Source organism: Acinetobacter sp. YH12136 (assembly GCF_013418545.1).
GTDB lineage: Bacteria > Pseudomonadota > Gammaproteobacteria > Pseudomonadales > Moraxellaceae > Acinetobacter > Acinetobacter towneri.
In genome coordinates this window covers 38,801-51,271 of the sequence record NZ_VPBV01000006.1, presented here as the reverse complement: position 1 = coordinate 51,271, position 12,471 = coordinate 38,801, and the positions used below count along the sequence as shown (strand labels likewise).

Annotated in this window: 15 protein-coding genes; 9 read left to right on the top strand and 6 right to left on the bottom strand. The window is 40.6% G+C overall.

What is annotated here, in order from left to right; genetic code table 11:
* Window positions 1-232: 232 nt before the first annotated feature.
* The 4 genes from FTU71_RS04295 (at window position 233) to FTU71_RS04280 (ending at window position 3,118) form a co-directional block, all read left to right on the top strand.
* Window positions 233-934: an NAD-dependent deacylase gene (locus FTU71_RS04295; RefSeq protein ID WP_004973326.1), complete on the top strand. Its 702-nt coding sequence runs from the start codon at window positions 233-235 to the stop codon at window positions 932-934.
* Between the two features lie 162 nt (window positions 935-1,096).
* Complete coding sequence (gene trmA, locus FTU71_RS04290; RefSeq protein WP_180111516.1) at window positions 1,097-2,179, top strand: tRNA (uridine(54)-C5)-methyltransferase TrmA; 1,083 nt, start codon at window positions 1,097-1,099, stop codon at window positions 2,177-2,179.
* 241 nt (window positions 2,180-2,420) lie between these two features.
* Entirely contained in the window at window positions 2,421-2,645 is a 225-nt protein-coding gene (locus FTU71_RS04285; RefSeq protein ID WP_004973321.1) for a hypothetical protein, read from the top strand.
* 224 nt (window positions 2,646-2,869) lie between these two features.
* The gene (locus tag FTU71_RS04280) at window positions 2,870-3,118 is read left to right on the top strand and encodes a hypothetical protein (RefSeq protein WP_004973320.1); all 249 of its coding nucleotides are present in this window, start codon (window positions 2,870-2,872) and stop codon (window positions 3,116-3,118) included.
* Window positions 3,119-3,148: 30 nt separating this feature from the next.
* Here FTU71_RS04280 and FTU71_RS04275 read toward each other — a convergent pair whose 3' ends face one another.
* Window positions 3,149-3,901 (bottom strand): phosphodiester glycosidase family protein, encoded by a 753-nt coding sequence (locus FTU71_RS04275; RefSeq protein WP_225530198.1) that lies wholly within the window; start codon window positions 3,899-3,901, stop codon window positions 3,149-3,151.
* A 135-nt stretch (window positions 3,902-4,036) separates the two neighbouring features.
* Here FTU71_RS04275 and FTU71_RS04270 point away from each other — a divergent pair, with 135 nt between their 5' ends.
* Complete coding sequence (locus tag FTU71_RS04270; RefSeq protein ID WP_096900868.1) at window positions 4,037-4,570, top strand: lecithin retinol acyltransferase family protein; 534 nt, start codon at window positions 4,037-4,039, stop codon at window positions 4,568-4,570.
* Window positions 4,571-4,700: 130 nt separating this feature from the next.
* Here the strand turns inward: FTU71_RS04270 and FTU71_RS04265 are convergent, their stop codons facing one another.
* Window positions 4,701-6,425 carry a glutamine--tRNA ligase/YqeY domain fusion protein gene (locus FTU71_RS04265; protein WP_154320707.1) on the bottom strand — a complete coding sequence of 575 codons (1,725 nt, stop codon included), beginning with the start codon at window positions 6,423-6,425 and terminating at the stop codon, window positions 4,701-4,703.
* 206 nt (window positions 6,426-6,631) lie between these two features.
* Here FTU71_RS04265 and FTU71_RS04260 point away from each other — a divergent pair, with 206 nt between their 5' ends.
* Both FTU71_RS04260 and FTU71_RS04255 read left to right on the top strand, forming a co-directional pair.
* Window positions 6,632-7,141: a peptidylprolyl isomerase gene (locus FTU71_RS04260; protein WP_004973310.1), complete on the top strand. Its 510-nt coding sequence runs from the start codon at window positions 6,632-6,634 to the stop codon at window positions 7,139-7,141.
* 117 nt (window positions 7,142-7,258) lie between these two features.
* Window positions 7,259-7,978 (top strand): UDP-2,3-diacylglucosamine diphosphatase, encoded by a 720-nt coding sequence (locus FTU71_RS04255; RefSeq protein ID WP_179994176.1) that lies wholly within the window; start codon window positions 7,259-7,261, stop codon window positions 7,976-7,978.
* A gap of 55 nt (window positions 7,979-8,033) precedes the next feature.
* On the opposite strand, the gene hpaI is transcribed toward FTU71_RS04255, so the two are convergent.
* Window positions 8,034-8,828 (bottom strand): 4-hydroxy-2-oxoheptanedioate aldolase, encoded by a 795-nt coding sequence (hpaI, locus tag FTU71_RS04250; protein ID WP_179994175.1) that lies wholly within the window; start codon window positions 8,826-8,828, stop codon window positions 8,034-8,036.
* Between the two features lie 241 nt (window positions 8,829-9,069).
* Here hpaI and nfsB point away from each other — a divergent pair, with 241 nt between their 5' ends.
* Entirely contained in the window at window positions 9,070-9,723 is a 654-nt protein-coding gene (gene nfsB / locus FTU71_RS04245; protein ID WP_180005673.1) for an oxygen-insensitive NAD(P)H nitroreductase, read from the top strand.
* 115 nt (window positions 9,724-9,838) lie between these two features.
* Window positions 9,839-10,060, top strand: coding sequence for a hypothetical protein (locus FTU71_RS04240; RefSeq protein ID WP_178865730.1), 222 nt, complete (start codon window positions 9,839-9,841; stop codon window positions 10,058-10,060).
* Here FTU71_RS04240 and FTU71_RS04235 read toward each other — a convergent pair.
* From FTU71_RS04235 to FTU71_RS04225, 3 genes are all read right to left on the bottom strand, one after another.
* Window positions 10,023-10,883 (bottom strand): EamA family transporter, encoded by an 861-nt coding sequence (locus tag FTU71_RS04235; RefSeq protein ID WP_180005674.1) that lies wholly within the window; start codon window positions 10,881-10,883, stop codon window positions 10,023-10,025. The two genes, FTU71_RS04240 and FTU71_RS04235, sit on opposite strands and share 38 nt — an antisense overlap.
* Before the next feature lie 117 nt (window positions 10,884-11,000).
* Window positions 11,001-12,038: a class II fructose-bisphosphate aldolase gene (fba, locus tag FTU71_RS04230; RefSeq protein ID WP_004973298.1), complete on the bottom strand. Its 1,038-nt coding sequence runs from the start codon at window positions 12,036-12,038 to the stop codon at window positions 11,001-11,003.
* 138 nt (window positions 12,039-12,176) lie between these two features.
* Window positions 12,177-12,449 carry a hypothetical protein gene (locus tag FTU71_RS04225; protein WP_131260911.1) on the bottom strand — a complete coding sequence of 91 codons (273 nt, stop codon included), beginning with the start codon at window positions 12,447-12,449 and terminating at the stop codon, window positions 12,177-12,179.
* Between the last annotated feature and the right edge of the window lie 22 nt (window positions 12,450-12,471).

The window sequence follows — 12,471 nt, the reverse complement described above, 5'->3', positions numbered from 1 at the left end:
TCATCAATATTTGATTTTGTAGCGTCATACTACTTTACTTTATGTTCTATCATTAAAATGAAATAATAAGCAATAAAAAGTGAACTTTGATTCAATTATTCAGCAAAGTTATAGACAGCACTAAACTTTCACATATTTAGATACTTAAAATTCTGAAAAAATGAGCTGTAGATTTGTGTTTCTATTTTCGGCACTTATACTCAAATCTAACCATCCATCAAGAGAATAAAACATGCGTAAATTAGTGGTTTTTTCGGGTGCAGGTATGAGCGCAGAAAGTGGAATCAACACCTTTAGAGATGGTGATGGCTTATGGGAAAAACATCGCGTGGAGGATGTCGCAAGTCCTGAAGCATGGGCAAGGAATCCTGAATTAGTCCAACGCTTTTATAATGAACGTCGTAAAAACATTCTTAATGCGCAGCCTAACTTGGCGCATCGCTTAATTGCTGAACTTGAAGATGATTTTGATGTACAAGTGATCACCCAAAATATTGATGATTTGCATGAACGTGCAGGCAGTTCAGAAGTTTTGCATTTACACGGCAATATTCGTTTAGCCAAAAGCTCAGGGCCTCATGCACAATACACGACAGAATTTTTTCCAATTGAAGGTGACTCGCTGAACTTGCAACAGGATCTTTGCCCACAAGGCTATCCTTTACGTCCGCATGTGGTCTGGTTTGGCGAAGCAGTTCCTGCCTATGAAGAAGCACTGGATTTGATTCAAGATGCCGATATTTTTATTGTGATTGGTACAAGTTTGGTGGTGTACCCTGTTGCTGGATTAGTACACGAAATTCCTGCAAATTGTCAGGCTTATTATATTGACCCAAAAGCCATGCAAGCCCAACTTCCTGCTCAATTTCAACGGATTTCCAAAACTGCCACTGAGGGCATGCAGCAATTGTTCGATCAATTACATCAAGTTTAAAGTAATTACAGTATCTAAATTTTTCCACTTGTAAGATGTCATCAACATGCTTAGGCTATTTTGACATCTTGCAGGATTGCATCATTTTCATAATAGTTTTAGGTATCTCTTTAAAACTTTGTTACCATCGCTCTTTCTCTGTGTTTGTGATGTTTACTGCATATGACCTCATCTTATCAGCAACAACTTGATGCAAAAGTTGCCCGTATTTCTGCCCAATTTGCCGAATATAACCCGCCTGCCTTGCAAGTATTTGCCTCACCAGAACACAACTACCGTATGCGGGCAGAGTTCCGAATTTGGCATATTGAAGATGATCTGTTTTATGCCATGTTTGAACGCAGTGAAGATAAGCAGAAAAAAGTTATTCGTGTAGATGAGTTTCCGATTGCAGACCGCAGCATTAACTTATTAATGCCAAAGCTGTTAGCCGCCCTGAAAGCCGATCCCGTATTATCGGCTCGTTTATTTGAAGTGCATTTTTTAGCGACTTTAAGTGGCGAAATGTTGGTTTCACTGCTTTATCACCGCAAACTTGAATCTGATTGGGAGCCTGCAGCCCAAGCTTTGAGCAAAGCATTAAACATTAAACTGATTGGACGCAGCCGTGGGCAAAAATTCGTGCTATCCGATGAGTATGTAGTTGAACAATTACAGGTTTTTGAGCGCACTTATACCTATAAGCAAATTGAAAGCAGCTTTACCCAGCCAAACGCGCAAGTTTGCCAAAAAATGCTGGAATGGGCATGTACGGTTGCCGAATATTCTGAGCAAGATTTATTAGAACTTTATTGTGGTAATGGTAACTTTACCCTGCCGCTATCGACTCGTTTCCGTCGTGTACTTGCCACAGAACTGGCTAAATCTTCGGTATATGCAGCGCAGTGGAATATTGAACAAAACCAGATTGAGAATATTCAAGTGGCACGCTTATCGGCTGAAGAGTTTACTCAAGCCTATAACGGTGAGCGTGAATTCCGCCGCTTGCAAGAAGCGAATATTGATCTTGCAAGTTATGATTTTGATACGGTCTTTGTCGATCCGCCACGCGCAGGAATTGACGATGACACCTTAAAACTCCTACAGCGTTTTAAGCGTATTATTTATATTTCGTGCAACCCAGACACATTGCATGACAATTTAAAAACCTTGTGTCAAAGCCATAAAATGACGCAATTTGCACTGTTTGATCAATTCCCATACACCCATCATGTTGAGTCGGGTGTTTTACTGGAAAAGATTTAAACAATTTGTTGCATTATTCTTCAATATTTACAAGTTCTCCTTTTTAGCACTTGTTAATATTATGATGTAAATGAATCAGTTAAAGCATTACAAGCCCTTTAACTGTCATAATTTCGTTAAAAAAATGCAATATCATCGAAAATTCTGCAACTCGATTGCTGCTTTTATCACTTAGGTCGACTTGATTTATTTTTTATATTGGCTATATTTCGATCTATGTTAGGTTGTGAATGAAGGCTCTATGAGTTTTTGGCAAAAGTTGTTCTCTACAGAACAGCAAAACGAGCATAAAAATCAAATTGCTTGTGTTGAAAATGATTGCTCTTGCAAGACAAATGAACAACTTCTCGAAGCTTTAACCAAAGCCACAGATGAAGATGTCATTATCGGGATTAAGAAGGTTCTCGCTTCGCGAGGTTATAGCCGCAAAGAGTTGAATGAACTCCAGCATCTACCATTCCAGTAATGGAATATGATAAAAAAGGCATTTAGTTGAACTAAGTGCCTTTTTTAATGGCTGCATATATATTAGAACGATAAATTTTATAAATCGCGACACGTGCTTGAACTTGCACAAAAACGCTAATCTTTTCAAACGCAGTCAATCATATCTTCATAATCATGCGCTAATATTTCTACACATAATCATTACACCAATAAATTCGAATTATTCAAACAGAGAAAATGACAATGAAAAAAACTAGCCTTAGCTGTCTTGCCCTACTCAGCCTAAGTTTAACAGCCTGTAGCCCAATGCCGAAAGAATGTGCCGAAACTTGGGAGAAAATGGAAAGTTTTGCTAAAAACATGGGTATTTCAGATGAGCAACTTAAACAACAAAAAAAGCAATTTGAAAATGAAGTCAAACAAATGAAAAGCGAAGAAGCAGTCAAAATCTGCAGGATGCAAGGCACAGCCTTAGGTTTTATTGGACAATAAATTCAGCCAAGCCAAAACCAAATTCCAATGTTAGGGTTTACAGCCTTGATGATCTATATAAGCTAAAATTGGACCTAAATTGCGATGTGGATGAGTATGACGTTGTAATTGCGGAATATACGCTGTAGAAATCGAACCATCTAAATACAAGGCATTTGGCGTTTGCAGTTCATCTTTAAAAAAGGTGGCAAATTGATGAAAAGTTACGGGCGTCTTGCTAATCACAAAGTACAGGCTTTGGTCTTTTAACCCAACCCCATTTCTAATTTTATAAGAAGTACTGTCTGCCAAAAAACGTGAATTTAACTGGCGATTAATAACTAACATTGGGCCAGACTGTGTCGCATACTGCGCTTTGAACGCTTGATTGGCATATTGTTGGGTTGTTCCTAAAAACACCCGTTGATGATTCCACGCCAGTACACCATTGGGCTGAATTAAAAAATTCCCCCATCCCTGTTGCTGTCGGTTCAGCTTTTTAAGTTGTCGTCCTTGTTCCACATACAAACCCACAGGCGAATAATCTGGATGAAACATGCCTGCATTCATGGCAAATTGCATGTTTTCACAAGACTGTAGATTTTTTTGTAGTTGTGAAATTTGCAGATATGGTTTCCCTTGCCGATCTTTCAGATATAAGCCTAACTGTGACAACTGTGTCACTTCCACCACATCTGCATTGATTTTACTGTTGTTAACCGTCCATGCGCGAATTTCCGCTTGTGCAGTAGGCGTGCAGAATAAATAACAGAGCAATAAGCACTTCCACCGAGAACAAAACATTATCATCTCCATACCTGCTATGTTACAAATTGTGCATATAACTGAATGGGTTATCGCATATTTGCTTCAGACGCAGTACACTATAAAACCTGATTTCTTTTCTCTACTCATGTTACTTTATTGGTCAAGCGTACGATGCTCAAGCAGAAAACACGATTTCCTTTAGGGGCACATTTAATTGTGAAACACTTCGGCTATAGCCATCATGGTATCTATGCCGGGCGTGGTCGCGTGATTCACTATTCGGGTTTTGCACATCTTTTTAAAAAACACCCGATTGAAATGACCAGTATTGAAAAGTTTAGTCACGGCAAAAATATTATTGTGCAGTCGTATCATGCGCCCAAGTATAAAGGCCGCAAAGTGGTACGCCGTATGCGCTCCAGAATGCATGAAAACAATTATCATCTGATTATGAATAACTGTGAACATTTATGCACTTGGGCAATTACAGGTGTGGAAAGCAGCCCGCAAGTATTTAAGATGATGGATCGTTTAACCACCATTGGTTATGTCAGTTCATTGATGAGTTATATGAACAGTATGATGCTGACCCTGACCACCACTTGCTTTGCTTTAGTGCTCTATATTAAGAAGAAACTACGCGATAAAGCCAAAATGCAGTTACCGCAAATCCTGATGAAGCAGGAACAGCATAAAAACCGCTAATCGCAGTCATTTTAGCGACACTGTATATCTCACAAAATATTCTATAAACCTCAAATAGATAAAACCAAAAGCCCAACCTGAATTGATCAAGTTGGGCTTTCAAGTTGCAAGCTAAAACTTAAATAAGGTGTTACTTGCCAGGTTTGAAGCTGTCTTTTAAGTCTAAAATGCGGTTAAACACTGGTTTTTCCGCACTGTGATCATACTGATCTGCAACAAAATAACCTTCACGTTCAAATTGGAAACGATCTTCTGGTTGTGCTGTTGCCAATGCAGGTTCAACAATGGCTTGTACCACAGTCAACGATTCGGGGTTTAAATTCGCCAAGAAATCATCACCCACTTCTGGATCAGACTCAGTAAATAAGCGATCATATAAACGAACTTCTGCCGCAACGCCTTTACTTGCAGATACCCAGTGAATCACGCCTTTGACTTTACGACCTTCTGGGTTTTTGCCCAAAGTTTCAGGGTCAATTGAACATTTCAGCTCAATGACTTCGCCGTTAGCATCTTTAATCACTTCATCACACTTGATTACATAAGCATGGCGTAGACGCACCTCACCTTCTGGCACTAAACGCTTGAAACCTTTAGGCGGCACTTCTTCAAAGTCTTTACGGTCAATATAAATTTCAGAAGTCAGTGGAATACTACGCTCGCCCATATCTACATTTGGATGACGTGCATGGACTAAATCCAGTGCTTCAGGCAAATTGGTCAAAGTCACTTTAAGTGGATTCAACACCGCCATGCCACGTGCTGCAGTATTTTCCAATGACTGACGGATGCAATATTCAAGCATTGCAACATCCACAATACCATCCGACTTAGACACACCTACACGCTTACAGAAATCACGCAAACCTTCTGGTGTAAAGCCACGACGACGCATACCTACCACTGTTGGCATACGTGGGTCATCCCAACCATTCACAAAACCGCCTTCAACCAATTTACGCAATTTACGCTTAGATGTGATGGTGTAATCAATATTCAAACGGCTAGATTCATACTGACGCGGCACAGCCTCGGATTTCACCTTTTCCACCACCCAATCATAGAATGGACGATGGTCTTGGAATTCTAAAGTACATAGTGAATGAGTAATGCCTTCAATGGCATCTGATAATGGATGCGCATAATCATACATTGGGTACATTTTCCATTTATCGCCCGTTTGGTGATGCGATGAATGTAAAACACGATACAAAATCGGATCACGCATGTGTACGTTTGGTGAAGCCATATCAATTTTGGCACGGAGTACTGCCTGACCTTCGCCTAATTCACCATTGCGCATTTTTTCAAATAAAGCCAAGTTTTCTGCTACTGGCGTATCACGATATGGCGAATTTTTACCCGGCTCTACAAAAGAACCACGATTGAGCTTAATCTCATCAGGGGTTTGCAAATCGACATAAGCATCGCCTTGTTCGATCAGCTGAATTGCCCATGTATATAATTGATCGAAATAGCTTGATGCATAGCGTGGTTCGCCATTCCACTCAAAACCCAGCCATTTCACGTCATTGGCAATACCATCAACATATTCTTGTTCTTCTGCATCTGGGTTGGTGTCATCAAAACGTAAGTTACACACCCCTTGATATTCTTGTGCGATGCCAAAGTTCAAGCAAATTGCTTTCACGTGACCAATATGCAAATAACCATTCGGCTCAGGTGGAAAACGTGTCACCACCTGCTGAGTGCGACCCGCCGCAATATCATCGGTAATGACTTGACGTATAAAGTCCAAGCCCGGCTGTTGTTCTTGCTGCACAGCATCGACAGAGGCATTTGAACTTGGTGTCGGGGTGTTTGGCAGAGATGCAACAACATCATTTGGCTTCATAGCAATAAAATCACTTCTAAAATAAAATTGGATAAACTAGGTTACAGAAACTTCAGTAGTGAAGCATACATCACCCATTAGAACGCTTTTCCTTGTTTTTAACAAAGAAAATAACGTTTTTACTTGCCTTGTAGTTTACAGTTTGCTTATGCTTCTCTCAACCAAAAAACCCATGGCATTCGTGTCCATGTTTAGGAGATTACACAATGAGTTTTCCTCAAGTCGAATTAAACACCAATAAAGGTCGTATTGTTTTAGAATTGAACGCTGAAAAAGCACCAATTACAGTTGCTAACTTCTTAGAATACGTTCGTGATGGTTTTTATGACGGCGTAATTTTCCACCGTGTTATTGATGGTTTCATGATCCAAGGCGGTGGCATGGATGAAAACTTCAAAGAAAAAGCAACACGTGATGCGATTGAAAACGAAGCTGACAACGGCTTAAGCAACGATGTTGGTACAATTGCAATGGCTCGTACCCAAGCACCTCACTCTGCTTCTGCACAGTTCTTCATTAACGTAAAAAATAACTCTTTCTTGAACCACACAGGCAAAACTGCACAAGGTTGGGGTTATGCCGTGTTTGGTAAAGTTGTTGAAGGCATGGACGTTGTAGATGCTATTAAAGGCGTGCGTACTGGCAACCGTGGCTACCACGCTGACGTTCCTTTAGAGAACGTTGTGATCGAATCTGCAAAAATCATTGCTGAATAAGAATCTTACCCGACCTCGCTTACGCACATCATTTTAAAGTACTGCTTTAAAATTCGTTTAGGGAGGAGAAATCCCTCTTTTAAAAGAGGGATTTCGGGAGATTCCAAGGAATAATTCGTGACCTATCTGTTTATCGCAGATTTACACTTGTCACCAAATCACCCTCGACTAGTTCGGGGGTTTTTAGATTTGCTGCATGCTTATGAACATAAAAGCACCCAGCTTTACATATTGGGTGACTGGTTTAATGCATGGATTGGCGATGATTACACCGCAACATGGCTAGATGAAATCATTGTGCAGTTAAAACAATTCACCCATGCTGGTAATCAAATTTATTTTATTGTGGGCAATCGTGATTTTGCCTTAGGACAAAAATTTCTAGATCAGTTTTCTGGGCATCTCCTGCCCGATGTACATACCCTTCACATTGGCTCACAATCTGTACGTATAGAACATGGCGATGCACTGTGTACCGATGATGTGTCCTATCAAAAGTTCCGTAAAATTATTCGTAATCCCATCATTTTAGGCATCTTAAAGAAAACTCCGCTCGCTTTTCGGCAAAAGCTTGCACAAGGTTTCCGTAAAAAAAGCCAACAGGCCAATCAAGTCAAAAGTTATGACGTTATGGATGTAAATGCTGATGCCGTTGCACAAGCCTTACAAGATGCCGATGTGTTGATTCATGGGCATACACATCGCCCAAACATTCATAACGAGCATGGTAAACCCAGAATTGTGTTGGGTGACTGGCGTAAAGATACGGCACAGATTTTAGAAATTGAACCCTCTCAAGAATTACAAGATTGGCAACTCAGCACTTGGAAATATTAATTGCAACATTCCCTTTACATACAAGTTATTTATACAAAGCGAAATTTGCTTCGAATTAATAGCCGCCTTCAGACTGAATGACTTCCGCATCCACTTTATATTTAGCCAGTAATTCACGCAATGAATTCATCAATACGCTGGTATCTACCCCAACTGCTACAAATTCTGTGCCTAAATCTAAATATTTTTGAGTCACTTCGTGTTGGGTCGATAAAATACCTGCCGCTTTACCTGCAGCGCGAATCCGCTGAATTGCATCTACCACAGCAGCTTGTACTTCTGGGTGGTTCGGATTACCTTCATAGCCCATAGTGGCTGATAAATCGACTGCACCAATAAATACTCCGTCGATGCCCTCTACGTTTAAAATATCATCCAGATTTTCTAAACCAGTCACTGATTCAATCTGAATCAATAAACAAATATTTTCATGTGCTGTTGCGTAATAATTTGGAATACTATTCCAGCGTGTTGCGCGTGCTAAAGCCGCGCCTACGCCGCGAATACCTTCAGGTGGATAACGTACCGCTTTGACCATCAACTCAGCGTGTTCAACGCTTTCAACCATAGGAATCAGCAAAGTTTGTACGCCAATATCCAACAGTTGTTTAATGAGTTGCACACTGCCAATCGGCGGGCGCACCACCGCTTGAGAGGGATAAGCCGCAATACTTTGTAATTGTGACAAAGTGGTTCTTAAATCACTCGGTGCATGTTCCCCATCAATTAAAAGCCAGTCATAGCCTGCATTGGCGGCAATTTCAGTGCCATACGCATCTGCTAAACCTACCCATAAGCCAATTTGCTGCTGAGTTTTTAGTTTACGCTTAAAATAATTGATATATTCCATCCATACACCTTTGGGATGCACCATGCTCAAGTTTATATTTAACGCCTATTTGCTATAAACAACCAATAGTGAAAACGTCTTGCATGATTGAATTTAACACTAAGTTTAAAGATGTTTATGTCGTGCTCATCTCATCTTAACCGCATAAATAGCACATGGATTCATTCCGTTAGCATAGCGAGGCATGTTAAGCTTTTGGCGCACACCTGCCCCAAATATAGTCTTTAAATGGAGATGATTCATGGATTTGCTCAACGTTGCACAAACTCGTTATACGACCAAAGCCTATGATGCGAGTCGCACTATTCCTGCAGAACAATTTGAGCGTTTATTAGAAATTCTGCGTTTAGCACCATCTTCCATTAATATTCAGCCGTGGCATTTTTTTATTGCAGATCGCCCTGAAGCCAAACAACGTATTGCTAAAGCTTTAGTTGGAAAGTACGCCTATAATGCCCCTAAAGTTTTAGATGCTTCGCATACCATTTTATTTTGCACCAAAGCTGACATTAGCGAATTACATTTAGAAAACCTGCTTAATCAGGATGCTGCTAGTGGACGCTTTAAAGATGAAGCCGCTAAACAAGGTCAGAAAGACAGTCGCACAGGTTATGTCGATTACTACCGCAATGAAAAAGGCGATATTCAACGCTGGGCTGAAAACCAAACGTTTATTGCACTTGGGCAAATGCTTTTGGCTGCAGGCGTTGAAGGTATTGATGCCACGCCAATTGGTGGTTTTGATGAAGCAATTTTAACTCAAGAACTGCAACTAACTGAGCAAGGACTGATTCCTTCGGTTTTATTGTGTTTAGGCTATCGTAGTGAACAAGATTTTAATGCCAAACTGCCAAAATCACGCCTTGATAAACGCGAGATTTTCACGCAACTGTAAAACAAACATGCGATAACACTAGGGACAAAATTTGTCCCTATTTTTTGGTCTGAATTTTGCTTTATCTATATTTGCAATCTGTACTCAATCTCTATCAAAAATAAAAATGAGGTGTATGATGCTCAATTTAATGCCGCTAAAACTAGAATGCCGACGTTGTAAAAAACTGTATTTATATCAAGCCAAACCAAGCTATCCAACCCTGCGCTGCCCGATCTGCGATAGAACCACAATGCTGCATGGTCTTGCAGAAACTGCAGATTTATTGCAACATCCTTTTCGCTTTATGTTGAGTTATCTTAAACCGTCATGGCATAAGCGAGGCAAAGCACACTAAGCAATGCCAAGCCTAGCCCAATAGTGGTCGTGCTTTTCAGCTTTTCTTTAAAGAACAATACTCCACTGATCACTCCAAACACCACCACTAAAATATTCATGCTGGCAAAGACAAGTGCGGGACTGTCTTTGAGCAGCATGTGGGCTTTGACATACAAGGCGATATTGGCAAAATTCAGTGCACCTAAAATTAGACCTGCACTGATATTACGCACAGTGCCAATAGTTTTCTCGCGCAGCAAAATATAACCAACAGATAAAACAAATGCGCAGATAAACATCAGATTCAGGGTTACTGCAAACTGAAGCCCCAAGCCTGTGGTGTATTTAAGCAACACATCTATTAAAGCATAGCCGACCCAGACACAAGCCAAGTATAAAATACCCTGTAATGCTTTAGAGGACTGCCCTGCGGCACGATGTGAATATAAAATACATAAGACGGCAACAATGCCTAATGCAATGCCAGCAAGTTTTAATTGAGTAAATTTTTCCTGAAAAACAAAATATGCCGCAGCCAAAGACAGCACCACAGACAAACGCTGTGCAATTTCTGTTTTTAAAATTCCAGCACTGTCTAAAGACTTGGCTAGGGCTAAAAACACGCTAGGCAGTAGCACACCTAAACTAAGAATGAGCAGCCATGGTGTTTGCTGTATTGAAATATGAACTAAATTGGGTTTAAACCAATAGAAACACAAAATACTGGCACTGACATAATTCCAAGTAATCATTTGCATGGGTCTAAAGCCCTGTGTTTTGCAAACTTTCAGTAAAATAGACACCAGTACACTACAAAAAGCAGCGGCAATAATCAGTTCCATGACACGCTCGAATATTGGTTTTCAATCATTGTTTTTGTTCTTTATTCAGTTTGCTATTGCATCAGTAAAAAGCCCACAATTGTTGTGGGCTTTTATATTCTTAATGAAAATTAAGCATTATTTGTAGCGTTCAACCATTTTCTCTAAAGAAATTGGGCGAATTTTATCTGCATTGCCTGCAGTACCAAATGCTTCATAACGGTCGATACAAATTTGTTTCATTGCATCTACAGTTTTGGCAAAGAATTTACGTGGGTCAAATTCGCTTGGCTGTTCTGCCATCATACGGCGCATTGCACCTGTAGACGCTAAACGCAAATCTGTGTCGATGTTGATTTTACGCACACCATGCTTAATTGCTTCAACCAATTGCTCAACAGGTACACCATAAGTTTCTTTGATGTCACCGCCGTATTGGTTAATCACCGCCAACCATTCTTGTGGTACAGAGCTAGAGCCGTGCATTACAAGGTGTGTATTTGGCAACGCAGCATGAATTTCTTTAATACGGTCAATTGCAAGAATATCGCCTGTAGGTGGACGAGTAAACTTGTATGCACCGTGCGAAGTACCAACAGCAATCGCTAAAGCATCCACATTAGTATCTGCAACGAAGCTACGTGCTTCTTCAACAGATGTTAACAATTGAGAGTGGTCAAGTACGCCTTCTGCGCCCACGCCATCTTCTTCACCTGCCATACCTGTTTCAAGACTACCTAAACAGCCAATCTCACCTTCAACCGATACACCACACGCATGCGCCATTTGCACAGTACGACGCGTCACTTCGACGTTGTATTCATACGACGTTGGTGTTTTACCATCTTCACCCAAAGAACCATCCATCATTACTGATGAAAAGCCTAGTTGGATCGAACGCTGACATACATCAGGGCTTGTACCATGGTCTTGGTGCATAACCACTGGAATATGTGGCCACTCTTCAATTGCAGCCAAAATCAGGTGACGCAAGAATGGCGCACCTGCATATTTACGCGCACCTGCCGAAGCTTGAACAATTACAGGTGAATTGGTTGCATCTGCGGCTAACATAATTGCGCGCATTTGTTCTAAGTTGTTGACGTTAAACGCTGGAACGCCGTAAGCATGTTCACCGGCATGATCCAAGAGCTGGCGCAATGAAATAAGAGCCATAATATCCTCCCAAATAATGTTGGTTATTCTACCCTGTGATTTGTTTCAATTCAGCAACAAATCGCCTTTTTCAAAAAAAAGTCCCTGCAAAAGCAGGGACTTTTAAACAAATTACTACAATTTGTCGTTTTTCAGCACTTATTGCGCTTCAGAAGCAGCAACTTCTGTGTCTGCAGTCGCAACGTCAGCAGGTGCATTTGCAACGTCTTCAGGAATATCGGTGTTGCCTTCATCCAAGATTGGTTGGTCAATTGCGTCGATTGCAGCTTGTTGTTCTGGTGTAACTTGAGCGTTATCTACAACTGCAGAAGATGCATCAGTTTCAGTCGCAGGTGCGCTTTCTTTTTTTGCACAAGCAGTCAAGGCTAAAGATGCAGCAATTAAAGCAGCAAGTGTTAGTTTTTGAATCATCGTCATTTCCTACAGTTAGGTC

Bases quoted from the DNA above. Each gene is read 5' to 3' on its own strand.
- FTU71_RS04295 (WP_004973326.1), top strand. From the start codon at position 233: ATGCGTAAATTAGTGGTTTTTTCGGGTGCAGGTATGAGCGCAGAAAGT.
- trmA (WP_180111516.1), top strand. From the start codon at position 1,097: ATGACCTCATCTTATCAGCAACAACTTGATGCAAAAGTTGCCCGTATT.
- FTU71_RS04285 (WP_004973321.1), top strand. From the start codon at position 2,421: ATGAGTTTTTGGCAAAAGTTGTTCTCTACAGAACAGCAAAACGAGCAT.
- FTU71_RS04280 (WP_004973320.1), top strand. From the start codon at position 2,870: ATGAAAAAAACTAGCCTTAGCTGTCTTGCCCTACTCAGCCTAAGTTTA.
- FTU71_RS04275 (WP_225530198.1), bottom strand. From the start codon at position 3,901: ATGTTTTGTTCTCGGTGGAAGTGCTTATTGCTCTGTTATTTATTCTGC.
- FTU71_RS04270 (WP_096900868.1), top strand. From the start codon at position 4,037: ATGCTCAAGCAGAAAACACGATTTCCTTTAGGGGCACATTTAATTGTG.
- FTU71_RS04265 (WP_154320707.1), bottom strand. From the start codon at position 6,425: ATGAAGCCAAATGATGTTGTTGCATCTCTGCCAAACACCCCGACACCA.
- FTU71_RS04260 (WP_004973310.1), top strand. From the start codon at position 6,632: ATGAGTTTTCCTCAAGTCGAATTAAACACCAATAAAGGTCGTATTGTT.
- hpaI (WP_179994175.1), bottom strand. From the start codon at position 8,828: ATGGAATATATCAATTATTTTAAGCGTAAACTAAAAACTCAGCAGCAA.
- nfsB (WP_180005673.1), top strand. From the start codon at position 9,070: ATGGATTTGCTCAACGTTGCACAAACTCGTTATACGACCAAAGCCTAT.
- FTU71_RS04240 (WP_178865730.1), top strand. From the start codon at position 9,839: ATGATGCTCAATTTAATGCCGCTAAAACTAGAATGCCGACGTTGTAAA.
- FTU71_RS04235 (WP_180005674.1), bottom strand. From the start codon at position 10,883: ATGGAACTGATTATTGCCGCTGCTTTTTGTAGTGTACTGGTGTCTATT.
- fba (WP_004973298.1), bottom strand. From the start codon at position 12,038: ATGGCTCTTATTTCATTGCGCCAGCTCTTGGATCATGCCGGTGAACAT.
- FTU71_RS04225 (WP_131260911.1), bottom strand. From the start codon at position 12,449: ATGATTCAAAAACTAACACTTGCTGCTTTAATTGCTGCATCTTTAGCC.